Source organism: Bradyrhizobium genosp. A, assembly GCF_049949275.1.
GTDB lineage: Bacteria > Pseudomonadota > Alphaproteobacteria > Rhizobiales > Xanthobacteraceae > Bradyrhizobium.
In genome coordinates, this window is record NZ_CP188196.1 from 7,469,529 (window position 1) to 7,491,604 (window position 22,076).

Annotated in this window: 17 protein-coding genes and 3 pseudogenes; 12 read left to right on the forward strand and 8 right to left on the reverse strand. The window is 64.9% G+C overall.

What is annotated here, in order from left to right; translation table 11 throughout:
• The first annotated feature begins 113 nt into the window (after positions 1-113).
• The 11 genes and pseudogenes from ACP2YP_RS34940 (at position 114) to ACP2YP_RS34990 (ending at position 8,828) form a co-directional block, all read left to right on the forward strand.
• Positions 114-284, forward strand: a complete 171-nt coding sequence (locus ACP2YP_RS34940; protein ID WP_426420867.1) for a hypothetical protein — start codon at positions 114-116, stop codon at positions 282-284.
• Positions 285-291: 7 nt separating this feature from the next.
• Positions 292-471: a hypothetical protein gene (locus ACP2YP_RS34945; protein ID WP_426420869.1), complete on the forward strand. Its 180-nt coding sequence runs from the start codon at positions 292-294 to the stop codon at positions 469-471.
• Between the two features lie 34 nt (positions 472-505).
• On the forward strand, positions 506-1,708 hold the full coding sequence (locus ACP2YP_RS34950) for a cytochrome P450 (RefSeq protein WP_426426382.1): 1,203 nt from the start codon (positions 506-508) through the stop codon (positions 1,706-1,708).
• A 94-nt stretch (positions 1,709-1,802) separates the two neighbouring features.
• Entirely contained in the window at positions 1,803-3,092 is a 1,290-nt protein-coding gene (locus ACP2YP_RS34955) for a cytochrome P450 (protein ID WP_426420871.1), read from the forward strand.
• A 1-nt stretch (position 3,093) separates the two neighbouring features.
• Positions 3,094-3,401 (forward strand): annotated as a pseudogene (locus ACP2YP_RS34960) (ferredoxin).
• The gene (locus ACP2YP_RS34965; RefSeq protein ID WP_426420873.1) at positions 3,388-4,233 is read left to right on the forward strand and encodes an SDR family oxidoreductase; all 846 of its coding nucleotides are present in this window, start codon (positions 3,388-3,390) and stop codon (positions 4,231-4,233) included. The pseudogene ACP2YP_RS34960 and the gene ACP2YP_RS34965 overlap by 14 nt, the downstream one beginning before the upstream one ends.
• Positions 4,233-5,576: a cytochrome P450 gene (locus ACP2YP_RS34970; RefSeq protein WP_426420875.1), complete on the forward strand. Its 1,344-nt coding sequence runs from the start codon at positions 4,233-4,235 to the stop codon at positions 5,574-5,576. The genes ACP2YP_RS34965 and ACP2YP_RS34970 overlap by 1 nt, the downstream gene beginning before the upstream one ends.
• Before the next feature lie 154 nt (positions 5,577-5,730).
• A pseudogene (locus ACP2YP_RS34975) lies at positions 5,731-5,893 on the forward strand (polyprenyl synthetase family protein); the annotation flags it as partial.
• A 91-nt stretch (positions 5,894-5,984) separates the two neighbouring features.
• On the forward strand, positions 5,985-7,547 hold the full coding sequence (locus tag ACP2YP_RS34980; protein WP_426420877.1) for a hypothetical protein: 1,563 nt from the start codon (positions 5,985-5,987) through the stop codon (positions 7,545-7,547).
• Entirely contained in the window at positions 7,544-8,446 is a 903-nt protein-coding gene (locus ACP2YP_RS34985) for a terpene synthase family protein (RefSeq protein WP_426420879.1), read from the forward strand. Before ACP2YP_RS34980 ends, ACP2YP_RS34985 begins: the two co-directional genes overlap by 4 nt.
• Before the next feature lie 19 nt (positions 8,447-8,465).
• Entirely contained in the window at positions 8,466-8,828 is a 363-nt protein-coding gene (locus tag ACP2YP_RS34990; RefSeq protein WP_426420881.1) for a hypothetical protein, read from the forward strand.
• A 204-nt stretch (positions 8,829-9,032) separates the two neighbouring features.
• Here the strand turns inward: ACP2YP_RS34990 and ACP2YP_RS34995 are convergent, their stop codons facing one another.
• The 5 genes from ACP2YP_RS34995 to ACP2YP_RS35015 form a co-directional block, all read right to left on the reverse strand.
• Positions 9,033-9,350, reverse strand: a complete 318-nt coding sequence (locus tag ACP2YP_RS34995) for a DMT family transporter (RefSeq protein ID WP_426420883.1) — start codon at positions 9,348-9,350, stop codon at positions 9,033-9,035.
• Positions 9,351-9,612: 262 nt separating this feature from the next.
• Positions 9,613-10,665: a DUF7146 domain-containing protein gene (locus ACP2YP_RS35000; RefSeq protein WP_426420885.1), complete on the reverse strand. Its 1,053-nt coding sequence runs from the start codon at positions 10,663-10,665 to the stop codon at positions 9,613-9,615.
• 292 nt (positions 10,666-10,957) lie between these two features.
• Positions 10,958-15,253: a strawberry notch-like NTP hydrolase domain-containing protein gene (locus ACP2YP_RS35005; RefSeq protein WP_426420887.1), complete on the reverse strand. Its 4,296-nt coding sequence runs from the start codon at positions 15,251-15,253 to the stop codon at positions 10,958-10,960.
• A 257-nt stretch (positions 15,254-15,510) separates the two neighbouring features.
• Complete coding sequence (locus tag ACP2YP_RS35010; protein WP_426420888.1) at positions 15,511-17,619, reverse strand: ParB N-terminal domain-containing protein; 2,109 nt, start codon at positions 17,617-17,619, stop codon at positions 15,511-15,513.
• A 343-nt stretch (positions 17,620-17,962) separates the two neighbouring features.
• Positions 17,963-18,706 carry a hypothetical protein gene (locus ACP2YP_RS35015; RefSeq protein ID WP_426420889.1) on the reverse strand — a complete coding sequence of 248 codons (744 nt, stop codon included), beginning with the start codon at positions 18,704-18,706 and terminating at the stop codon, positions 17,963-17,965.
• 852 nt (positions 18,707-19,558) lie between these two features.
• Here ACP2YP_RS35015 and ACP2YP_RS35020 point away from each other — a divergent pair.
• Positions 19,559-19,891, forward strand: coding sequence for a hypothetical protein (locus tag ACP2YP_RS35020; protein ID WP_426426383.1), 333 nt, complete (start codon positions 19,559-19,561; stop codon positions 19,889-19,891).
• 256 nt (positions 19,892-20,147) lie between these two features.
• Here the strand turns inward: ACP2YP_RS35020 and ACP2YP_RS35025 are convergent.
• The 3 genes and pseudogenes from ACP2YP_RS35025 to ACP2YP_RS35035 all read right to left on the reverse strand — a co-directional run.
• A pseudogene (locus ACP2YP_RS35025) lies at positions 20,148-20,405 on the reverse strand (ParB N-terminal domain-containing protein); the annotation flags it as partial.
• A gap of 102 nt (positions 20,406-20,507) precedes the next feature.
• Positions 20,508-21,467 carry an ArdC family protein gene (locus tag ACP2YP_RS35030; protein ID WP_426420890.1) on the reverse strand — a complete coding sequence of 320 codons (960 nt, stop codon included), beginning with the start codon at positions 21,465-21,467 and terminating at the stop codon, positions 20,508-20,510.
• Positions 21,468-21,759: 292 nt separating this feature from the next.
• Positions 21,760-21,942 carry a hypothetical protein gene (locus tag ACP2YP_RS35035; protein WP_027545378.1) on the reverse strand — a complete coding sequence of 61 codons (183 nt, stop codon included), beginning with the start codon at positions 21,940-21,942 and terminating at the stop codon, positions 21,760-21,762.
• Positions 21,943-22,076 lie beyond the last annotated feature (134 nt).

Sequence of the window (22,076 nt, forward strand, 5' to 3'; positions counted from 1 at the left end):
ACCGAGAAAATGCAGGGAAGTGTTGGATGCGATCTGGAGTTCTTCTTTTGGGAGCCACGACAATTGCGCCCGTCGCGAGCGATGCAACCAAAGCGGCAGACCTTGAGCCAGGAGTGAAACTGCCACCGGCGGTGTGGGACTGGTCCGGAGGCTATATTGGCGGACACATCGGTGGCGGGTGCGGTCGAACCTCCTTCACCAATCCCTCCGGTCAGTCGATCTATGGCGATGCCGACAGGTTCGATGTCACCCACCGGCACAACCCGCACCTGTCGTTCGGCTAGGGGCCGCATGTCTGCCTGGGCGCCGCGGCTAGCACGCCTGGAATTGCGATGCGCCTTTCCCGCCCTGTTCGTGCGGCTGGAGGATCTGGCGCTGACCATCGCCGTGGAGGACGTCGTCGACATGCCGTCTTACGTCATTCACTGCCCGCAGCGCCTGCCGGTCACCTTCCGCCCTTCCATCGCTTAGAGAGTGAAGTGCCACCATGTCCGAACAACCCTTGATGTCCGAACAACCCTTGCCGACGCTGCCGATGTGGCGCGTCGATCACATCGAGCCCTCGCCCGAGATGTTGGCGCTAAGCGCCAACGGTCCGATCCACCGCGTGCGCTTCCCGTCCGGGCACGAAGGCTGGTGGGTGACAGGCTACGACGAGGCCAAGGCGGTGCTGTCCGACGCGGCGTTCCGGCCCGCGGGAATGCCGCCGGCGGCATTCACCCCGGATTCGGTGATTCTCGGTTCGCCGGGATGGCTGGTCTCGCACGAGGGGGGCGAGCATGCCCGGTTACGCACGATCGTGGGGCCGGCCTTCGGCAACCGCAGGATGAAGCTGCTAGCGCAGCAGGCCGAGGCGATCGCCGCGCACTTGTTCGAGACGCTGGCGGCCCAGCCCCAGCCCGCCGACCTGCGGCGCCTCCTCTCCTTTCCGCTTCCGGCCATGGTCATCAGCGCGCTGATGGGCGTGCTCTACGAGGATCACGTCTTTTTCGCCGGGCTGTCCGACGAGGTGATGACGCACCAGCATGAAAGCGGCCCGCGCAGCGCGTCGCGCCTGGCCTGGGACGAACTGCGCGCCTACATTCGCGGCAAGTTGCGGGACAAGCGCCAGCATCCGGGCGACAACCTGCTGACGGATCTGCTCGCGGCGGTCGACCAGGGCAAGGCGACCGAGGAAGAGGCGATCGGCCTGGCGGCGGGCATGCTGGTGGCGGGGCACGAGAGCACCGTCGCGCAGATCGAATTCGGCCTGCTGGCCATGCTCCGCCATCCGCAACAGCGCGAACGCCTGGTCGGTGATCCATCCCTGGTGGATAAGGCGGTGGAGGAAATCCTGCGCATGTACCCGCCGGGCGCGGGCTGGGACGGCATCATGCGCTATCCGAGGACCGACGTGACCATCGCGGGCGTGCATATTCCCGCGGAGAGCAAGGTGCTGGTCGGCCTGCCGGCGACGTCGTTCGATCCGCGCCATTTCGACGACCCGGAAATCTTTGACATCGGACGCGACGGCAAGCCGCACCTGGCATTCTCCCACGGGCCGCACCAGTGCATCGGCGTGGCGCTGGCGAGGCTCGAACTCAAATTGGTGTTCGGTTCGATCTTCCAGCGCTTTCCCGCGCTGCGCCTGGCTGTGGCGCCCGAAGAACTGAAGTTGCGCAAGGAGATCATCACTGGCGGGTTCGAGGAGTTCCCGGTGCTCTGGTGATGCGCGGACGCCGCCGGGGATCGCGATCTTCTCCGCAATTTTCCGGCGCGCCTGGCGCGCGCCGGTCAGATCAGCCAGCCAACAGGTAACCGAGATGGACTTGCCAGAAACCACGGCAGCATGCCGGGACGCCTTCGCCGAACTGGCGTCGCCAGCGTGCATCCACGACCCGTATCCGTTCATGCGGTGGTTGCGCGAGCATGATCCGGTGCATCGCGCGGCGTCGGGCCGTTTTCTGTTGAGCCGCCACGCCGACATCTACTGGGCGCTCGAGGCCACGGGCGATGCGTTTCGGGGACCGGCGCCGGGCGAACTGGCACGCTATTTCCCGCGTGCGGCGACCAGCCTGTCACTCAATCTGCTCGCGTCCACGCTAGCGATGAAGGACCCACCGACGCATACGCGTCTGCGCCGGTTGATCTCGCGCGATTTCACCATAAGCCAGATCGACAACCTGCGGCCGAGCATCGCGCGCATCGTCGCAGCGCGCCTCGACGGCATGGCGCCCGCGCTGGAGCGCGGGGAGGCGGTGGACCTGCATCGGGAATTCGCGCTGGCGTTGCCCATGCTGGTCTTCGCCGAACTGTTCGGCATGCCCCAGGAGGACATGTTCGGGCTCGCCGCCGGCATCGGCGCCATTCTGGAAGGCCTGAGCCCGCACGCCAGCGAACCCCAGCTCGCCGCGGCGGACGCGGCGAGCGCCAGGGTAAAGGCCTACTTCGGCGACCTCATACAGCGCAAGCGCACCGATCCCCGCCACGACATCGTGTCGATGCTGGTCGGCGCACACGACGACGATGCCGACACGCTGTCGGATGCGGAGTTGATCAGCATGCTGTGGGGCATGCTGCTGGGCGGCTTCGCCACCACGGCTGCGACCATCGACCATGCGGTCCTGGCGATGCTGGCGTATCCCGAACAGCGGCACTGGCTGCAGGGAGACGCCGTGAGGGTGAAGGCATTCGTCGAAGAAGTCCTGCGCTGCGACGCGCCCGCCATGTTCAGCTCCATTCCGCGTATCGCCCAGCGCGACATCGAACTGGGCGGCGTGGTGATCCCGAAGAACGCGGACGTGCGCGTGCTGATCGCGGCCGGCAATCGCGACCCGGACGCCTTCGCCGATCCCGACCGCTTCGATCCCGCGCGGTTCTACGGCACCAGTCCTGGCATGTCGACCGACGGGAAGATCATGCTGAGCTTCGGCCACGGCATCCACTTCTGCCTCGGTGCGCAACTGGCCCGGGTGCAATTGGCCGAGAGCCTGCCGCGGATCCAGGCGCGCTTCCCCACACTGGCATTGGCCGAGCAGCCGATCCGGGAGCCCTCCGCGTTCCTTAGGACGTTCCGCGCGCTGCCGGTGCGGCTGCATGCGAAGGGGGGCTGAGATGCACGTCGTGGTCGACCAGGATCTTTGCGGAACCACCGGGCAGTGCGTGCTGACGCTGCCGGGCACCTTTCGCCAGCGCGAGCCGGACGGCGTGGCCGAAGTGTGCGTGGCGACGGTCCCGCCGGCGCTGCAAGCCGCCGTGCGGCTCGCGGCCAGCCAGTGCCCGGTCGCCGCCATTCGGGTCATCGAAAGCGACGCTGGCGATGACGAGCGCGCCAGCGCCGACCCTGCGGCTTCTCCGGCGGAGGCCGAGCGGCATGCCGCGAAAGACCAACGCAATCAGGAGGACACGATGGGACGGTTTGAAGGCAAGGTGGCCGTGGTGACCGGCGCCGGCGCCGGCATCGGCAAGGCATGCGCCCTCGCCATCGCGCGCGAGGGCGGCAGAGTGGTGGTGGCCGACATTGATGGCTCGGCGGCCATCGCCTGCACCGCGCAGATCGCGGCCGAAGCGGGCCACGCGCTGGCTCTGGCCATGGACATCGCCGATGCGCAGGCGGTGGCAACGCTGTTCGAGACGGCGGAGCGGCACTTCGGCGGGGTCGACCTGCTGGTGAACAACGCGAGCGCCATGCATCTGACCCCGCGCGACCGCGCGATCCTCGACCTGGACCTGGCGGTCTGGGATCAGACCATGGCGACCAATCTGCGCGGCACGCTGCTCTGCTGCCGGCAGGCCATCCCACGGATGATCGCCCGCGGCGGTGGCGCGATCGTCAACATGTCGTCGTGCCAGGGGCTCAGCGGTGACACCGCGCAGACGTCCTACGCCGCGTCGAAGGCGGCGATGAACATGCTGTCGGCCTCGCTCGCCACCCAGTACGGTCATGCGCAGATCCGCTGCAACGCGGTTGCGCCGGGTCTCATCATGACCGAGCGTCTCCTCGCCAAGCTGGACGAGTGCATGCAACGGCATCTGCGCCGGCACCAGCTCCTGCCGCGCGTCGGCCGCCCCGAGGACGTGGCCGCGCTGGTGGCGTTCCTGCTCTCCGACGATGCTGCGTTCATCACCGGCCAGGTCGTGTGCATCGACGGCGGCATGCTGGCGCATGTGCCGACATACGCCGACGGTGGCAACAGCCGCGTCGCGCGGCCTGCCGGCGACACCGCCGAAGCGGCCGCGGCGGCGCGCTGCTGATGGACATGCTGCTCAACCCGCTGAACCGTCGGCACCGGCTGCGGTGCGACATCCCGGTCGTGCCCGGCGCTTACCCCCTGGTCGGGCATCTTCCCGCCATCGTCTGCGACCTGCCGCGCCTGCTGCGGCGCGCGGAACGGACGCTGGGCAGCCACTTCTGGCTAGATTTCGGCCCTGCCGGACACCTGATGACCTGCGTGGATCCGGAAGCGTTCGCACTGCTCCGGCACAAGGACGTGTCCTCCGCGCTGATCGAAGACATCGCGCCCGAATTGTTTAGCGGAACGTTGGTCACCCAGGACGGCGGCGCGCACCGGCAGGCGCGCGATGCGATCAAGGCGGCGTTCCTGCCCAAGGGGCTGACCCAGGCCGGCATCGGCGATCTGTTCGCGCCCATCATCCGGGCGCGGGTGCAGGCGTGGCGCGACCGCGGCGACGTCACCATCCTGCGCGAAACCGGCGACCTGATGCTCAAGCTCATCTTCAGCCTCATGGGAATCCCCGCGCAGGACCTGCCGGGATGGCATCGCAAGTACCGGCAACTGCTGCAGTTGATCGTCGCGCCCCCGGTCGACCTGCCCGGACTGCCCTTGCGGCGCGGCCGCGCCGCCCGCGACTGGATCGACACGCAGTTGCGCCGGTACGTTCGCGACGCGCGCGCGCATGCCGCGCGCACCGGGTTGATCAACGACATGGTGAGCGCCTTCGATCGCAGCGACGATGCGCTCTCCGATGACGTCCTGGTCGCCAATATCCGCTTGCTGCTGCTTGGCGGTCACGACACCACCGCCTCGACGATGGCCTGGATGGTGATCGAGCTGGCGCGGCAGCCTATGCTGTGGGACGCCCTGGTCGAGGAGGCGCAACGTGTGGGCGCGGTGCCGACCCGGCACGCGGACCTGGCGCAGTGTCCGGTCGCCGAGGCGCTGTTCCGCGAGACGCTGCGCGTGCATCCGGCGACCACGGTCCTGCCGCGTCGCACGCTGCAGGAATTGCAACTCGGCCAACGGCGCATTCCCGCGGGCACCGATCTGTGCATCCCGCTGCTGCATTTCTCGACCTCGGCGCTGCTGCACGAGGCGCCTGATCAGTTCAGCCTGGCGCGGTGGCTGCAACGCACGGAGCCGATCCGGCCGGTGGACATGCTGCAGTTCGGTACGGGCCCACACGTCTGCATCGGCTACCACTTGGTATGGCTGGAACTGGTGCAGTTCTCTATCGCCTTGGCGCTGACCATGCACAAGGCCGGGGTACGGCCGCGGTTGCTGAGCGGCGTCGAAAAGGGCCAGCGCTATTACCCGACCGCACATCCGTCCATGACAATCCGCATCGGATTCTCATGAGCTGGCATCGCACGCCCCATGTGGCGAGGCAGCGGCACCGGCGACGCGTGGCATTGCTGCACTCGGCGCGCGCGCTCGGTGCGACGCCGGCAACACGGCGGCGGCTCGCCGCTCACCGTGGCCGTCTCCTGTCAGGTACGAGGACATGAACAACATGCAGACCGGCTCGATGCTACACGACGACCGAACTGGCGTTTCCGCGCTCGGCGGATTGCGCGCGCAGTCGCGCGGCGCATCCAGCAGGTTGCTGCGGAGATCTGGATGAGCACGGCGCAAAGCGGGTCGAACGGGTACTGGCGCGTCTTCTCTGCGCCGAACATGCGCCGGGCCGCGACGGGCCTGCGGCGACGTGCACGGCGTCTGCCCGATCCTGGTTCTCGTCAACCGTCTGCAGGAGGAACATCCCGCGTGAACGCGCTGTCCGAACAGATCCTTTCCGAATTGCGCCACCTGCTGAGCGAGATGAGCGATGGCGGCAGCGTCGGTCCGTCCGTCTACGACACGGCGCGAGCTCTGCAGTTTCACGGCAACGTCACCGGTCGGCAGGACGCATACGCGTGGCTCATCGCGCAGCAACAGGCCGATGGCGGATGGGGAAGCGCGGACTTCCCGCTGTTCCGCCATGCGCCCACGTGGGCGGCGTTGCTGGCATTGCAGCGTGCCGATCCTCTTCCCGGCGCTGCCGACGCAGTCCAGGCTGCAATCCGGTTCCTCCAGCGCCAGCCCGATCCCTACGCGCATGCGGTGCCGGAAGACGCGCCGATCGGCGCGGAGCTGATCCTACCGCAGTTTTGCGGCGAGGCCGCATCCTTGCTGGGCGGCGTGGCGTTTCCGCGCCACCCGGCGCTGTTGCCGTTGCGGCACGCGCGCCTGGTCAAGCTGGGGGCCAAGCTGGGAGCCGTGGCGACGTTGCCGAGCGGCCATCCGTTGCTGCACTCCTGGGAAGCCTGGGGGACGTCGCCGACCACCGCATGCCCGGATGACGACGGCAGCATCGGCATCAGTCCGGCGGCCACCGCCGCGTGGCGTGCGCACGCCGTGACACAGGGGAGCACGCCGCAGGTCGAGCGCGCCGACGCGTATCTGCAGGCGGCATCGCGGGCGACGCGCAGCGGCATCGAAGGTGTCGTTCCCAACGTCTGGCCGATCAATGTGTTCGAGCCATGCTGGTCGCTGTACACCCTGCATCTGGCCGGGCTGTTCGCGCATCCCGCGCTCGCCGAGGCGGTGCGCGTGATCGTCGCGCAGCTCGACGCCCGGCTGGGCGTGCGCGGTCTGGGCCCGGCCTTGCACTTCGCGGCCGATGCGGACGACACCGCAATTGCGTTTTGCGTCCTGCGCCTTGCAGGCCGCGACCCGGCGGTCGATGCGTTGCGCCATTTCGAAATCGGCGAGCTGTTCGTCACCTTCCCCGGCGAGCGCAATGCCTCGGTGTCGACCAACATCCATGCCCTGCATGCGTTGCGACTGTTGGGAAAGCCCGCCGCCGGCACCAGCGCCTACGTCGAGGCCAATCGCAACCCGCACGGTCTATGGGACAACGAAAAATGGCACGTTTCGTGGCTGTATCCCACCGCGCATGCGGTCGCTGCGCTGGCGCAAGGCAAGCCCCAGTGGCGCGACGAGCGTGCGCTGGCGGCGCTGCTGCAGGCGCAGCGCGACGACGGCGGCTGGGGCGCCGGTCGCGCGTCCACATTCGAGGAGACCGCCTATGCGCTGTTCGCGTTGCACGTGATGGACGGGAGCGAAGAGCCGACAGGGCGCCGGCGCATCGCGCAGGCGGTGGCGCGTGCGCTGGAGTGGATGCTCGCCCGCCATGCAGCGCATGCATTGCCGCAGACGCCGCTGTGGATCGGTAAGGAGCTGTATTGCCCCACCCGGGTCGTGCGCGTGGTCGAACTCGCCGGGTTGTGGCTGGCGCTTCGTTGGGGGCGGCGCGTCCTGGCCGAGGGAGCAGGAGCGGCGCCATGATCCAGACCGAACGCGCGCTGCAGCAGGTGCTGGAGTGGGGGCGTTCCCTGACCGGGTTCGCCGACGAGCATGCCGTGGAAGCGGTCAGGGGCGGCCAGTACATCCTGCAGCGCATCCACCCGAGCCTGCGCGACACCAGCGCCCGCACCGGCCGCGATCCGCAGGACGAAACGCTGATCGTGGCGTTCTATCGCGAACTGGCGCTGCTGTTCTGGCTCGACGATTGCAACGACCTTGGCCTGATCGGGCCGGAGCAGCTTGCCGCGGTGGAGCAGGCGCTGACGCAGGGCGTGCCGTGCGCGCTCCCCGGATTCGAGGGCTGCGCTGTGCTGCGCGCTTCGCTGGCCGCGCTCGCCTATGATCGTCGCGACTATGCTCAGCTTCTCGACGATACCCTGTGCTACTGCGCGGCGCTGCGCGCCGGACACGCGCAGGCGGCAGGGGCGGAACGCTGGTCCTACGCCGAGTACCTGCACAACGGCATCGATTCGATCGCCTACGCGAACGTGTTCTGTTGCCTGTCGTTGCTGTGGGGGCTGGACATGGCGACCTTGCGCGCGCGTCCGGCGTTTCGCCAGGTCCTGCGGCTCATCTCCGCGATAGGGCGCCTGCAGAACGATCTGCATGGACGCGACAAGGACAGGTCGGCCGGCGAGGCCGACAACGCAGCGATCCTGCTGCTGCAGCGCTATCCGGCCATGCCTGTGGTGGAGTTCCTCAACGACGAGCTGGCCGGCCATACGCGCATGCTGCACCGGGTGATGGCGGAAGAACGCTTTCCCGCGCCGTGGGGACCGTTGATCGAGGCCATGGCGGCCATACGCGCGCAGTACTACCAGACCTCGACCGGCCGCTACCGCAGCGACGCTGCGGGGGGAGGCCAGCGTGCGCCGGCCTGAACGCGCGGGAGGCGGCGGCGTGCGCGCGCTGCTGTCGGTCCGATCCGACGCAACGCCGTCGCCCGATGCGGAGGATGGAGCGAGCATGAGCGACACCGCCCTGAGCCGGCGCAGGGACGGCGGCTCATTGCCACAGCCCTGCAGGCCGATCTCTCTACTTTGCCGATCCATACTCTGCTTGGCGACGCAGCAGCAACGAAAACGCAAATGGACTGAACGCCAGGACTTGCCACGGCACACCGACTTCAGCGCCATCACCGACGAGCGCCTGCGATGGAGCGAGCAACGCCTTGACGACCGACCACACAAGAGACTCGGATTCAGAATGCGCGTCGACGTTTTCTTCGAGGAACTCAGCAACAGCGTTGCAAATCAGAGTTGAATCCACCCTTCGAAAGAGATCAACATGAGATCCGGCTGGAAGCGGGTCTTTTCCGGGATGTCTGCGGCAGCGACATTTCAACTCTTGTCATCCGGAATGCGTTTTTCCATAGCGCGTCAACTCCCGCAATGCGCGCGCTTCGATAGCACACGACAGCCTCGGTTCTCCATGGCCGATGATCCGTCCACGAAGTGCAAGTGCAGATTATTCGGAAAAGAGCTTCACGCCGACCAGACCGACAACAACCAACATGACAGAACACAGGCGAGCAAGATTTGCGCTCTCACCGAAAAACGCAATTCCAACAATCGCCGTCCCCACGGTCGCAATTCCGGCGAAGCCCGCGTAAACCGTCGAAGCGGGCAAGCACTTTACAGATTCACCCAACAGAAGAAAAATCGGAAGAGCGAAGACCACCGCCGACAAAACTGTTGTCCATTTCGGAAGCCCGATCGAGCGCTTCAAAACGAAGGGCCATGCGACCTCGAATATGTCCGCCAGAAGTATGTATAGCCACGCCATCAGATACCTCTTTCGTCAGGGGTCGCGTAGCACAAACCGCATGTCGATTGCGACTATCAACTGTTCTGCTTTGGTCAAAGGCTGCCTACCAAATGCGGTAGCCCACGGTCGCTGGAATCGCTGCCGGGTGGCTGCACCGCGCATATCGGCAGAGATGGGCAAGGCCGGCTGCAGCGCTCGTCCAGGCTCGACTGCGGTCCGCAACATGACCGACAACACGACATGATCTGCCCAATTGCCGGCGGCACCGCTAGTTGATCAGTCAAACCGTCCCGGCATCAGCGAACAGTATAAACCGAACGACATCCTGCGGCGCGAGTTGGATGCGCAGCGCCGCCCGCAGGGCGCCGAGGCCGAATGCATGCAGGTCCTCGTTGAAGTCGCCCGTCCGCGGAGACAGGACAAGCGCCTCAATGCCCGCTGCTTCGGCGCATTGGGTCAATGCCGCCACCGCCGTGTCACCCGCGGCATCGGCATCGCGGGCGATGTAGAGGCGACGCAGCGTCGGCGGCAGCAGAAGGGCGGCAAGGTGGTTGGCCGAGAGCGCGGCGGCCATTGGCATGGCAGGCAGCGCACAGCGCAGCGACAGCATCGTCTCGATACCTTCGCCGGCAGCGAGGACGTCGTCGGCCGCGCCAAAGCGGACGGCATGGCCGAGGAGACCGCCCATGGCCCGTCGCGGCGTGTCGACCGGCGCCTTGCCAGAGCCGTCCGGCGCGAGCCAGGTGCGATGTGCGCCGGTGATGCGATCCGCAAGATCGGTCACGGCGGCGATCATCGCCGGCCAGGTCTCAGTCGGCGAACCGTCGTCCGGGCGATAGTAGCTGCGCGGATGAAATCGCAGCGCGCCCGCAGCGTGGACAGGCTTGATGCCGCGACGGCCGAGGTAAGTCTCGACAAGCGTGCGGCGGATCGGCTGCGACATGGCGAAGAGCCGCTGTGCCGCTTCCGCCGATCCGGCGGGGACGGGTGTGCGAACACTCTTTGGGCTGCGGCGCGGTTCGGCGGGCGGCAGACTCAGAAAGCGTCGTGCCTCCCCGGCGACATCGCGAAAATCGACGAAACCGCAGCTCTCGCGGATCACGTCGAGGAGATCGCCATGTTCGCCCGAGGCAGCATCTCGCCAATGCCCGGCGGCGCCGGGACCGGAGTCCGGTCCGCTGAGGCGGACGAACATCGAGCGGCCGGGCACATTGCGGACGTCGCCGACAATCCAATAGCGGCCCTGGCGCCGTCCATTGGACAGGTAATGGCGGCAGACCGCCTCGGCATCACGGGCGAGGCGGCGCGCCAGCTCAGAAGCGTCGCGGGACATCACGCAACCTCCCGCACTGCGCTGGCAGCAGGTTGCGCAGAAGCAGTCAATCGACTGTGAGACAGCACCCAAGCGCAAACGCGCAACATAATTCGCCGCGCGCCCTGTTCGGTCCACTGGCCGGCCAGTCCCTTGGATGAGTCGTGGCGCCGTACAAACGAGCAGCGGCCAGGCCGGTTGTGGACCGGCAGCCAGCAGCCTCCCTCGCCCTTGCGGTTGGAAAGAGAGCGGCGGCACACAGCCTCGGCCTCACGCGCGAGGCGGCATGCCAGTTCGAAAGCATCGGGCCGCATCAGGCGGCCTCGCGTTCGCAGATGCGCTCGACCGGGTAGCATTCGAGCACCTTGCCAAGCACGATGGCCCCGCTTGCATCGGTGGGCACGAACATGCGCAGCTTCCAGGAGATGATCTCACTGAACAGTCCATAGGTCCGTAAGCGATCGCGCATGGTGTCGTTGAAGTCCGCGAGCTCGATGCGATGCGTCCCCATGACGCGGACGCGCCGCAGTGTCAGGCCCTCGGCGAGCTCGACGAGCGCGCGGCCTTCGCGCAAGGCGGCGAAGACCTCCTCGGGCTCGAGTGTCGGCCGCTCACCCAAAAGCGCGTCGGCGACCCAGGCGGACGAGACCTTCCGCCCAATGATCCGCTCGCCGGCGTCGGTCTGGAGGCGGTAGACGCGGGTCGATTCCTTCGGCAGCCGTTTCCAGATCGGCAGGAGCAGCCCGGCCACGACGTGGATCGTGCTCTCGGTGAACGCCGGCACGTCTTTGAGCTCAGCTGTCCAGGCTGAACTGAAGTGCTCACGGTCTGTCTCGATCCAATGACTTTCGGCCATGGCCTTGGACGGGACATTGTGGCTCTCCATGGGCCGGACCAATTTGACGCGCTGCTCGATTTCGCCATCGTCCAGCATCAGGCTCGGAGCCGGCACTTGCACCGCCGCGCGGCCGGAACGTTCGTTCACCAGCAGGACTGCGCGGCGATCCGACAGGAGGCCGAGGGCGTCATCCAGAGTGAGCGGCCGGTTGCGTTCGCGCTGGATGATCGTCAGCAGCCGTGTCTCGGCGCTGGTCGCGGGATGGGTGTAGATGGTGCGCCGATGCGTGACGACGAAGCTTTCGGCGCGCAGGGTCTCAAGGCCCGCATCATAGATTCCGGAGGCGATTGCGCCTTCGATCCGCGCCTTCAGCAACTGCTCGAAGGCGGTGAACAGCACGTTTTGCAGTTCGATGGTCAGCGCCAGCAGACGGTTGAGGAAAGTCGTGATCGGCGGCAGGTCATCCCTCATGCCATTGGCGTCAACGAGCTTCAGCCCGGTCGCATTCTCGAACATCTCAAGAGAGCAACCATCCACGTTGCCGCGAACCAGGAGCAGGTAGAGTTGGCGCAGAGCATCACGGCCGTAGATGCTTTCGAGATTATCCTCGGGCCGAAACAGTCCCTGCCCCCCGGTCTGACGCTGACCGCGGGTGATGGCGCCGAGCGTATCGAGGCGGCGCGCAATCGTGCTGAGAAAGCGCTTCTCGGCCTTCACGTCGGTCGCAATCGGACGAAATAGCGGCGGCTGCGCCTGATTGGTCCGGTTGGTCCGGCCGAGGCCCTGGATTGCTGCATCGGCCTTCCAGCCGGGTTCGAGCAAATAGTGCACCCGCAGACGGCGATTCCGCGCCGACAGCTCGGCGTGGTAACTGCGCCCCGTGCCGCCGGCATCCGAGAAAACGAGGATGCGCTTGAGGTCGTCCATGAAGGCTGCGGTTTCGGCGAGGTTAGCCGAACCGGCGCGGTTTTCGACCACGAGGCGGTCGTGTTTCCGGATGATCCGGCGTGAGCGCCCGGTGACTTCGGCGACCCTGTCAGTGCCAAAGCGCTGGACGATCTGGTCGAGGGCGCCGGGCACGGGCGCGAGCGAGGCAAGCTTCTCGATCAGCCGGTCGCGACGCGCAACCGCATCCCGGCTCTCCACTGGCTGACCATCACGGTACGCAGGCCGGGAGGAGAGGTTGCCTTCGGAGTCGGTGAAAGGCTCGTAAAGCTGGACCGGGAAGGAATGGGCGAGGTAGTCGAGCACGTATTCGCGCGGTGTGATGTCGACCTGCACATCCCCCCATTCCTCGGTCGGGATTTCCGCGAGCCGGCGCTCCATCAGCGCTTCGCCGGTCGAGACGATCTGGACGACGGCGGCATGCCCCTGCTCGAGATCGCGCTCGATGGCGCAGATCAAGGAAGGCGTCTTCATCGATGTCAGCAAATGGCCGAAGAAGCGCTGCTTTGCGGACTCGAAGGCCGACCGGGCCGCCGACTTCGCCTGAGCGTTCAAGGTCCCGGTCTCGCCGGTGATGTTGGCCGCCCGCATCGCGGCATTGAGATTGTTGTGAATGATGCTGAACGCGGCTGCATAGGCATCATAGATGCGGATCTGTTCGGGAGTGAGCTCATGCTCGATCAGTTCATATTCGACGCCTTGATAGGAAAGGGAACGCGCCGCATACAGACCAAGCGCCTTGAGGTCGCGTGCCAGCACCTCCATCGCAGCGACACCGCCCGCCTCGATCGCCTCGACGAACTCGGCGCGCGTGGCGAACGGAAAGTCCTGGCCGCCCCACAAGCCGAGCCGCTGGGCATAAGCGAGGTTGTGAACGGTCGTGGCGCCGGTCGCGGAAACGTAGACCACGCGTGCATTGGGCAGGGCGTGCTGCAGCCGCAGACCTGCGCGTCCCTGCTGCGAGGCGGCCAGCTCGCCGCGCTCGCCCTTGCCGCCCACGGCGTTCTGCATGGCGTGGCTCTCGTCGAAAACAACCACTCCGTCGAAATCGGAGCCCAACCATTCGACGATCTGCCGGACACGCGAAAGCTTTTCGCCGCGCTCATCGGTGCGCAGCGTAGCGTAGGTGGTAAATAGGATGCCTTCCGACAGCCGGATCGGGGTGCCCTGGCGGAAACGTGAGAGGGGGGTGACCAGGAGCCGCTCCATGCCGAGCGCCGACCAGTCACGCTGTGCGTCCTCGATCAGCTTGTCGCTCTTGGAGATCCAGACCGCCCGGCGCCGGCCCTTCAGCCAGTTATCAAGGAGGATGCCGGCCACCTGCCGGCCCTTGCCCGCGCCGGTGCCGTCGCCCAGAAACCAGCCGCGGCGGAAGCGGACGGCATCTGAAGCGTCGTCGCGCGCAGCTGCCACACCGTCAAAGGTCGCATCGACCGTCCAGGCGCCTGCAAGGAAGGCCGAATGTGCTTCGCCGGCGTAGACCACGCTTTCAAGCTGGGCGTCCGACAACAGGCCGTCTATGGCGAGGTTGACGGGGAGATGGGGCCGGTACGACGGCTTCGGCGGAGCAACCGAGGCCATCGCGGCCGACTGCACCAGTTTGGTCGGATGCGGCTGCGATCCGTGAATGCGGATCGATTGCAGGGTGTAGTCCTCATAGAGGGCATCCGTCAGATGAGCTCCGTCCGGAGGGGTCCAGTCGACAGTAAGGTAGGTGAGCTCTACGCTTTGCGGATCTTCGAGCCGCTGACCGGACGAGGGGCGCATCGTGAAGGCGCCGACGGGTCGCCGAACCGGCACGGTCGAGCTGACCGGAGCGAGCACAGGTGAAGTGATCGGAAGCCGCGGCGGCACATGTTCGAGGACCCATGCCAGCAGCGTGGCTGCGTCCGGCGCCATGCCCGGAGATGCTGGAAAGACGCTTCTGTCCGGCGCGGGCTGCTTGTCGATGACGGTGAGCCGGGTATCGATCGCCGTCCCGTGCCTGGCAAAAACCGCCCCTGCAAGCGCGGCCGAAAATACCACGCGGCTGCGCTCCTGGAGACGGATGAAGGCGTCGGTCCAGCCTGGATTGTCGGGCGCGAGACTTGCGCCGGTCACCGCAACGAGGCGACCGCCGTCGCCAAGCCTGGCCAATGCCGAGGAGAGATGGCGCAGTGCTGCGTCCGCCATCCGCCGATCCACATTGGGCAGAGCCGAAAATGGCGGATTCATCAGCACGACGCTCGGGACAATAGCCGCCTCGAGATGGTCGTCGATCTGCGCCGCGTCGTAGCGCGTGACGGTCACGTTGGGAAACAGGAGATCGAGCAGCCCGGCACGCGTCTCGGCGAGCTCGTTCAGCGCAAGGGAGCCGCCCGAGACCTCAGCGAGGATAGCGAGAAGTCCAGTGCCCGCCGAAGGTTCCAGCACGAGGTCTATGTTGGTAATGCCGGCGGCGGTGCAGGCGACAAAGCCAAGCGGGATCGGCGTCGAGAATTGCTGAAGCGCCTCGCTTTCTTCGGACCTGCGCGTATGGGTTGGAAGCAGGCTTGCGACCTTGGCCAGCATCGAGAGCTGCGCTGCCGGCGATCCCGCCTTGGTCCGCATGGCGGCGCCATGCTTGCGAAGGAAAAGCACGGTTGCCGCCTCACAGGCCTCATAGGCGGCTTTCCAATGCCAGGCGCCGGCGGCATCCGAGCCGCCGAATGCGCTTTCCATGGCGGAACGCAGAACACTTGCTGCATCGATACGCCGGCCATGTTCGAGGTCAGAGAGGATAAGCCGCGCGGCTTGGGCGATGGAGCACGCAGCCGCGGCGGTCGCGGAGCAGGACAGATTGATCATGGGAGTTGAGCTTTCGAGGAGAGCGGGAACGGTTCAAGCCGACGGGGGCTCTCTCGACCCGACCGGCTCAAACCTGTCCCGGCCGATCTCTCACTCTCTTCACCCCTTGCCTCGACCGCACGGGGAGGACGCGGCCACGCCGCGCGCAAGGCTTGCGCCGCAGCCGCATTCCGAAACGAGAAGCCCGGCGTGATGCCGGGCTTCGGAAGCAAGTTCGAATGAAGCGCACAGCGGATTGCCGCGCTACGCCCGGACATTCATTCAGCGGCAATGCCGTGCTGAACGTCGTCTGCGGCGCCGCGACCGTCCTCATCGCCAGCGAGGAACTCGGGAAGCGGGCCCGCATCTGCGTCCTGGTCTACCGATTGGATAGCGTCAGTGAGGCGCAGTGGCTCCGGCAGCCATCCCGTGCCCTCGAGAAGGCGTTCGGCTTCGCCGGCCATATCGGCCTTCTTCAGATGGTCGATCAGTTCTGCGGATGCTTCGCCCTTTGCTTGCCTCACCGCCTCCAGAATACGCGGCTTGGTGACGCGGCCGAGGTAGTTATCGACGGTCGGCCTCCAGCCGGCCTGCACCATGTCGAGCCCGACCGCCTGCGCCAGCACGTCGGCCTGGCCGAGCCTGCGCGCGAGCCCATCAGCCGATACCCGCCCCTGGGCATAGCGGTTCACGGGTTCATAGAGGGCATTGACCGAGAACGACGCACAATGGGCGAACAGGGCTGCTTGCGCATTGCCGTCCAATGCGCAGAGCGTATCCCAAAGCTCCTTCGCATCGTTGGGCAGCCGCGCTTTCCAGGCTTCGTGCCGGGTATCGATCGCCTTGGCCGGCGCGCTGTCCTTCAATCCCGGAGCCTGGGCCGGAAATGTCGGCGTGTGCACTGCGATCTCGAGGCAACTGGCGGACGATGCAAACCTGTAGAAGGTCGCCAGCACGAAACTGTGCAGCACCGCCAGGAACGTGATCGAGGGATGCTCGGCAAGCGCGTCGCGCAACGCCAGCGTTCGATAGGCCGTCAGCTCGGTGATCAGACGGTCCGGCAGCGGTCTTGCAGCCTCGTCCTCATCGTCTTCGGCCGGCTCGGTTGGCGCGCTACCGACGGTGATGGCGGTACGCTGCACCGGACCGACGGCCTCCGTCCCGTCAACCGTTGTGCTGCCCTGTCCGGGCTCAATATCGACGACCGTCGGTTCATCCTCCGCCCGGACGTAGCCGCGATCCACCGAGAGCCGTCCGTCGGAATCGATGCTGATGAAGACCCCGGCGCGGGCGATGTCGGCCGGATCGTAGATCATCGGCCGCTCCTCGAACGCGAGCAATGCCGCCTCGATCTCGCCAAGGCGTTGGTCGACGGCCTCGGGGAGTTCGTCAGCATCCTGATACTCGGCTTCGAGCCTGCCATGCTCGGCATTGAGTGCATCGATTGTGCCCTGCTCCTCGATGCTGAGCGAGGCCGGCGTTCCCTCCAGTTCCCGCAAGCCGCTGGTGTGGCCAAATGGAAAATCGACTGCCACCGAGATCCACTTCCACCCTTCCGCCGCGATCACCTCGGCGTCCTGCTTGAGCTTCTCAGTGACAAGACGATCGAGCAGTGCCACGTCCTGGAGCCAGCCACCGTCGTCATGCTCGAACAGATCGTGCAGGACCGGACCTCCGGCGCGCTCGTAAGCGTCGATACCGACATACTGCGCACGGCGATCGGATCCACGCACGGTGTTCTCGGTCAGCATGCGGCGGATCTGGTACGGCTCATCATAGCCGGACCGGCTGACATTGTCCCAGACCTGCTCCTGGCGCGCGTGATCGCCGCTCACCGAGAACGCCATGAGCTGCTCCAGCGTCATGCCGTCATCGGCATAGACCTCGTGCAGCTTCGGCGAGACCGAAGCGAGGCGCAGGCGCTGCTTGACGATTGCCACCGCCACGAAATGCCGCGCGGCAATGTCCTCTTCGCTCATGCCGAGGTCGCGGAGCGTCCGGAATGCGCGAAACTGATCCAGCGGATGCAGGCCGACGCGCTCATCGTTCTCTGCGATCGAGTCGTCTTCCGCAATGCCTCCCTCGCGCACGACGCAGGGCACGGCTTGCGTCTTGGACATGCGCTTCTGCTTGACCAGGAGCTCGAGAGCACGGTAACGCCTGCCGCCGGCCGGCACCTCGAACATGCCTGTCTCGTTGCCCTCGGAATCGACGATGGCGCGGACATTGAGACTTTGCAGCAGCGTGCGCTGGGCGATGCTCTCGGCAAGCTGCTCGATCGAGACGCCCGCCTTGACCCGCCGAACGTTGGACTGGCTCAGCACCAGCTTGTTGAAGGGAATGTCACGCGAGGGCGACAGCGTGATCTTTTGGACTGGCTTTGTCATTTCGGTTCTCCACAACGGGCAGCCGAAAGCCTCTCTCTCGACTTCCAACCCGTCGTGGCACTCCACGCTGCCCTCTTCCTCTCTCTCTTGCGGCTTGAATCCCGCTGCTGCGGCACCGGGCGTGCATTGGCCGAAACGGCCGCAGCGCCTGGCAGGAACCAAGGTGTGAGCTGCTGTCAGTTTCTGTCCCACTCGGCGGCCTTCAGCGTGGCGACCTCACGGCGATCGACCTGATCCGCACTGCTATGCTAGGAGGAGCGTCTAGAGCCTTTTCCATTCCGATGGAATCGGAGCGGGTTCTAAATTGCCGGAATTACTCCGCAACGGGGTCACGGCGTCGACCTCAATTTGGGCGATGGCTCCATCTGTCTCGCTCTACGGCCGGGAGAGGCTTTTCGACATTTCTCAGGATCGCGACGCGGCATTTGTCGAGCAATTCCTTCGTGTATACGGCGCCGAAATAGTCCAGCAGGAAGGTGCCAGCATAGCTCAGATCATCAATGCCGCTGATTATCCTATTGAGCATTGCACCAATTTCTCCAACGCGGTCGCGATAGCGTGCGCGGATCACGTTAACGGCGTTCATCGAGTGAACCGCCTCGTCGGCAATCACCTCTCGCAGCCAATGATGGAAAATGTCGTTGCGAAGTTCGGTATAGAACGGCTTCTCGGCGGCATAGGCGTGGCAAGTGCACATCTCATCAAATGCGATCATAACCATCACAGAGAATTCGTCGGCGAGGTGGTCATTGATCGCACCGAAATCATGCGGTCGAGCCTCCAACCTCTCTCGGAGGTTCCTCTCGGATCCATTGGCGACAAGTTCAATGATGCGGATAAAGCCATCGGTGTGACGCTCTTCGTCTGCGGCCCAGACAGTAAAAAACGCGCGAGCTTCATCGGTAGCGATCAGATTGCGGACGGATAACTCGGTTTTCAAATGCCTGGCGTCATATTCCGTGTACAGGTCAGGCCACAATTTATTCCAACGTGCGCGCACAACCGACGGTTCGGCGCTGAACATCGCCGGCGTAAGAGCATTGAACATTTCTTTTGGACTCCAGTTCCGTCGAACCGGCGTAATCATCCGACTGCTCCTGAGCGTGAGCGCTGCGAGCGGCTCTGGTGGACGGATTGTCCCTTTCAAACGTTGGCAAAGAAGTTTGCCACACACAAAACATGCCGTCGCCTCTCTGTTTTGGTGGGGTACAATTCCGGACACTGCACCTTTCGGCTTGGCCTGACCTGTTGTCTTGAACGGTCCAGGGCGGAATCTTCGGGGACGCCGCCGAGCCAACAATGCTCGCGATTCCGGGAAGTTTTGGGGATGACTTCATAAGCTCAGGCTGTCAGGCCTCAGGTCGTGGACCATTTCTATGAGGCGGGTTGATCACACTCGGAATCGCACGCACTGCTGACGGGACATGGCGAGGTCATGTCAAGAGGTCCGATCGCCATCATGACGATTCCAGCCGCAGCTGCCTTTTTTTTCTGGTGTGGTTCATATAGAGATTCATGAATCGCGCGCTGAACCCATGCGGCCGGCTACCTTAGCAAACCCCACCTACGAGGTTGTGACGTCGGAATAGCCTTCACAACCACTTGCGCTCGCATGCGATAGGCTGTTGTTGTCGCCAGCGCGACCGCGAACCCGCGGCAAGCGTCGGGAGCCGCGGCATGGCCATGAAGTCTCTCGAGCACGGATGCCCGGATCATGCGCTGCCTAACGCCCAAAATTGCGCTCTTAAGCGTCGACCATTGGATGGAGATTGCAACTTCGAGCCCTTTCCAATTCTGGTTGGAGTACATCGAGAGCAATGCGATGGCTTCGCAATGATAATGACTCCAGTTGTAAAAGGCAGCGCCAGATAAATTCCAATATTAGAAGGTACCTTTCACCTTGCTTTTGCATCAGGCGATGAGCTCAATATTGAAAATTGTGGCGGTGGGGGCGATTTTCTTTGGAGAAGCCCTCTCGATAGTCGCCGAGTTGATTGCCTCAAAGCAGTTTGGGAAAGCTGGCGGGCATTTCACAACGCTCCTGCCGATGTTCCTGTTGATATCGGTGGGCGGTATCCTGCTCGTCTGCGGATACGCACTCGGCTACATGTATCTCAAGAATATCTGGATCATTGTCGCAGTATCGGTGGGAGCAATTCTCGTTGTGGAACCGATTCTGGCGCTTCTGCTCTTTCGAGACGTGCCGACAGCCGGTTCGCTGATCGGGCTGGTGTTCGGCGCGCTTGGCACGCTAGCTGCGATAATTTTCTGAGACGCGTTCAGCTCTTTGCTCAGACCCCAGGTACGCATACGACGAAGACTGCCTGATTGACCCGTGCGCGCGGGCGCGGCGGGCTATGGTGCGGGTTGTCACGCCTCACCGATATCGCGCTGGGTGGATAATTGAAAGATTCTCGGTCAGCGTGCGGCGGATCTGGTACGGCTCATCAGAGCCGGACCGGCCGATATTATCCCAGACCTGCTCCAGGCGCGTGATGGCCGCTCACCGAGAACGACATGCGCTTCTACCGGACCAGGAGCTCGAGAGCACGGTAGCGCCTCCCGCCGGCCGGTACCTCGAACATGCCTGTCTCATTGCCCTCTCCGTCCACGATGGCGCGGACATTGAGACTTTGCAGGAGCGCGCGCTGGGCGATGCTCTCGGCAAGCTGCTCGATCGAGACGCCCGCCTTGACGCGCCGAACGTTGGACTGGCTCAGCACCAGCTTGTTGAAGGGAATGTCACGCGAAGGCGACAGCGTGATCTTTTGGACTGCCTTTGTCATTTTGCTTCTCCACGACGGGCGGCCGAAAGCCTCTCTCTCGACCTCCAACCCGTCATGGCGCTCGGCGCCGCCCTCTTCCTCTGTTTCGCGGCTCAACTCCGCTCACGCCGCCTCCTGATCTGCCTCGGCACCATCGGCCGAAGCAGTTGAAACATCTGCTGGCAGGAAGCCAAGCAGATAATCCGCGGCTTTGCTCGCCTGTGAGGCCGCCCGCACGATCGCGCGGTTGTCTTCACGCAGAACTTCCAGCCAGGAACCGATATAGTCGGCGTGCCGCACGGTCGGCACGATGCCGAGTGAAGCGCAGGAAAACGCTGCGCACAATTCGGCGATCAATTCCTCGAACGCGTATTTTTTTGTGCCGTAGGAACCGCCGAGATCGCGGTTGAGGCGCGAAGAATGACCGCTGGCGTGGCCAAGCTCATGCAGCGCGGTCCGGTGCCAATTGATCGGTTCGAAATAGGCCGCCGGCGGCGGCACCTGCACGTAATCTTCTGCCGGCATATAGAAGGCGCGATTGCCGCCGATGCGAAAGTCGATGCCGGTTGCCTTGATCAGGGCCTCGACCTGCGGCTCGATCATGCCCGGCGGCGGCATTGGCGCGGTGGTCGCGACGTCGGTGGACAATCCGTCGCATTGATCGGTGTTGAAGACGGTGAACCGCTTCAGGAATGGAACGGCCTGTGCCTCCTCGCCTGTCTCACGCGCGCGGCGCCGTTCGTCGGCCGGCACGAAACGGTCGGCATAGACCACGGTTATGCCGCGCTCGCCCTTGCGGACATGACCGCCGAGCGCGAGCGCCTGGCGGAAGGTCAGCCAGCTTTGGCCGGCAAAGCCGCGCTCGATCACCGCCCCCCAGAGAATCAGAACGTTGATGCCGCTGTAGGGCCGGGCAGACGCGGCGTTCCTTGGCATCGACAGCGGCGCCCTTGCAGCCTCCGTCCCCCAGGGTTGAACCCAGGGCACGCGGCCGGTCTCGAGCTCGGAGATGATCTTGTCGGTGATTTCGTCATAAAGGGTGGCCCGGTCCTGGCCGGTGCGCGCGCGAGAATGTCTGGACATCGCGGGTCTTTCGCGACGGGCGCTGCAAGCCTCTCTCGCCGCTCCAACCCGTCGCGGCCGAACCCGGCCAGCCCTCTCACTCTCAATGTTTGTTGCAGGCGCGTTGTGTCTTTTGCAGGAGCAACGCGCCGGTGCGAGATCCTCAGATGAGCGCCGGCCTTCGCGTCAGGGATGGAAGCCCGAATGGGTGAAAACCCGGCCAAAGCCGGGGTTTCAGCGCAGCCGACAGCCCGGTCCCCGCAGGGAGACGCGCGGCAAATCCGATGCGGAGGGAACGACCAGGCGCCTTGACCTAGACCTCTTCTCGAATCTTTGTCTGCGCGTCATAGATTCTGATTCGAAGCATGGGAAAACGCTTCTTCAGCTCTTCGGCACCCGTTTTGGCTCCGTCCCTGGTCGCAAATTCGGCCTTGAGTCGGCCATCTACTTCGAGCGCATATCCTGAAGCTGGCAATTCACGGGCAGCGGCAACCATCTTATTCCTTTTGCGCAGTGAGGCGATTGACGACAACGGCATACCGCGAGTCGCGCAAGCCGCGCCAGCTCACTCAAACCAACCCGGCCGGTTCGGCAGATGAGATCGGATCGGGTACAGGGCCTTCAAAGGCG

Bases quoted from the DNA above. Each gene is read 5' to 3' on its own strand.
- ACP2YP_RS34945 (WP_426420869.1), top strand. From the start codon at position 292: ATGTCTGCCTGGGCGCCGCGGCTAGCACGCCTGGAATTGCGATGCGCC.
- ACP2YP_RS34950 (WP_426426382.1), top strand. From the start codon at position 506: ATGTCCGAACAACCCTTGCCGACGCTGCCGATGTGGCGCGTCGATCAC.
- ACP2YP_RS34955 (WP_426420871.1), top strand. From the start codon at position 1,803: ATGGACTTGCCAGAAACCACGGCAGCATGCCGGGACGCCTTCGCCGAA.
- ACP2YP_RS34965 (WP_426420873.1), top strand. From the start codon at position 3,388: ATGGGACGGTTTGAAGGCAAGGTGGCCGTGGTGACCGGCGCCGGCGCC.
- ACP2YP_RS34970 (WP_426420875.1), top strand. From the start codon at position 4,233: ATGGACATGCTGCTCAACCCGCTGAACCGTCGGCACCGGCTGCGGTGC.
- ACP2YP_RS34985 (WP_426420879.1), top strand. From the start codon at position 7,544: ATGATCCAGACCGAACGCGCGCTGCAGCAGGTGCTGGAGTGGGGGCGT.
- ACP2YP_RS34995 (WP_426420883.1), bottom strand. From the start codon at position 9,350: ATGGCGTGGCTATACATACTTCTGGCGGACATATTCGAGGTCGCATGG.
- ACP2YP_RS35000 (WP_426420885.1), bottom strand. From the start codon at position 10,665: ATGTCCCGCGACGCTTCTGAGCTGGCGCGCCGCCTCGCCCGTGATGCC.
- ACP2YP_RS35005 (WP_426420887.1), bottom strand. From the start codon at position 15,253: ATGATCAATCTGTCCTGCTCCGCGACCGCCGCGGCTGCGTGCTCCATC.
- ACP2YP_RS35010 (WP_426420888.1), bottom strand. From the start codon at position 17,619: ATGACAAAGCCAGTCCAAAAGATCACGCTGTCGCCCTCGCGTGACATT.
- ACP2YP_RS35015 (WP_426420889.1), bottom strand. From the start codon at position 18,706: ATGATTACGCCGGTTCGACGGAACTGGAGTCCAAAAGAAATGTTCAAT.
- ACP2YP_RS35030 (WP_426420890.1), bottom strand. From the start codon at position 21,467: ATGTCCAGACATTCTCGCGCGCGCACCGGCCAGGACCGGGCCACCCTT.
- ACP2YP_RS35035 (WP_027545378.1), bottom strand. From the start codon at position 21,942: ATGGTTGCCGCTGCCCGTGAATTGCCAGCTTCAGGATATGCGCTCGAA.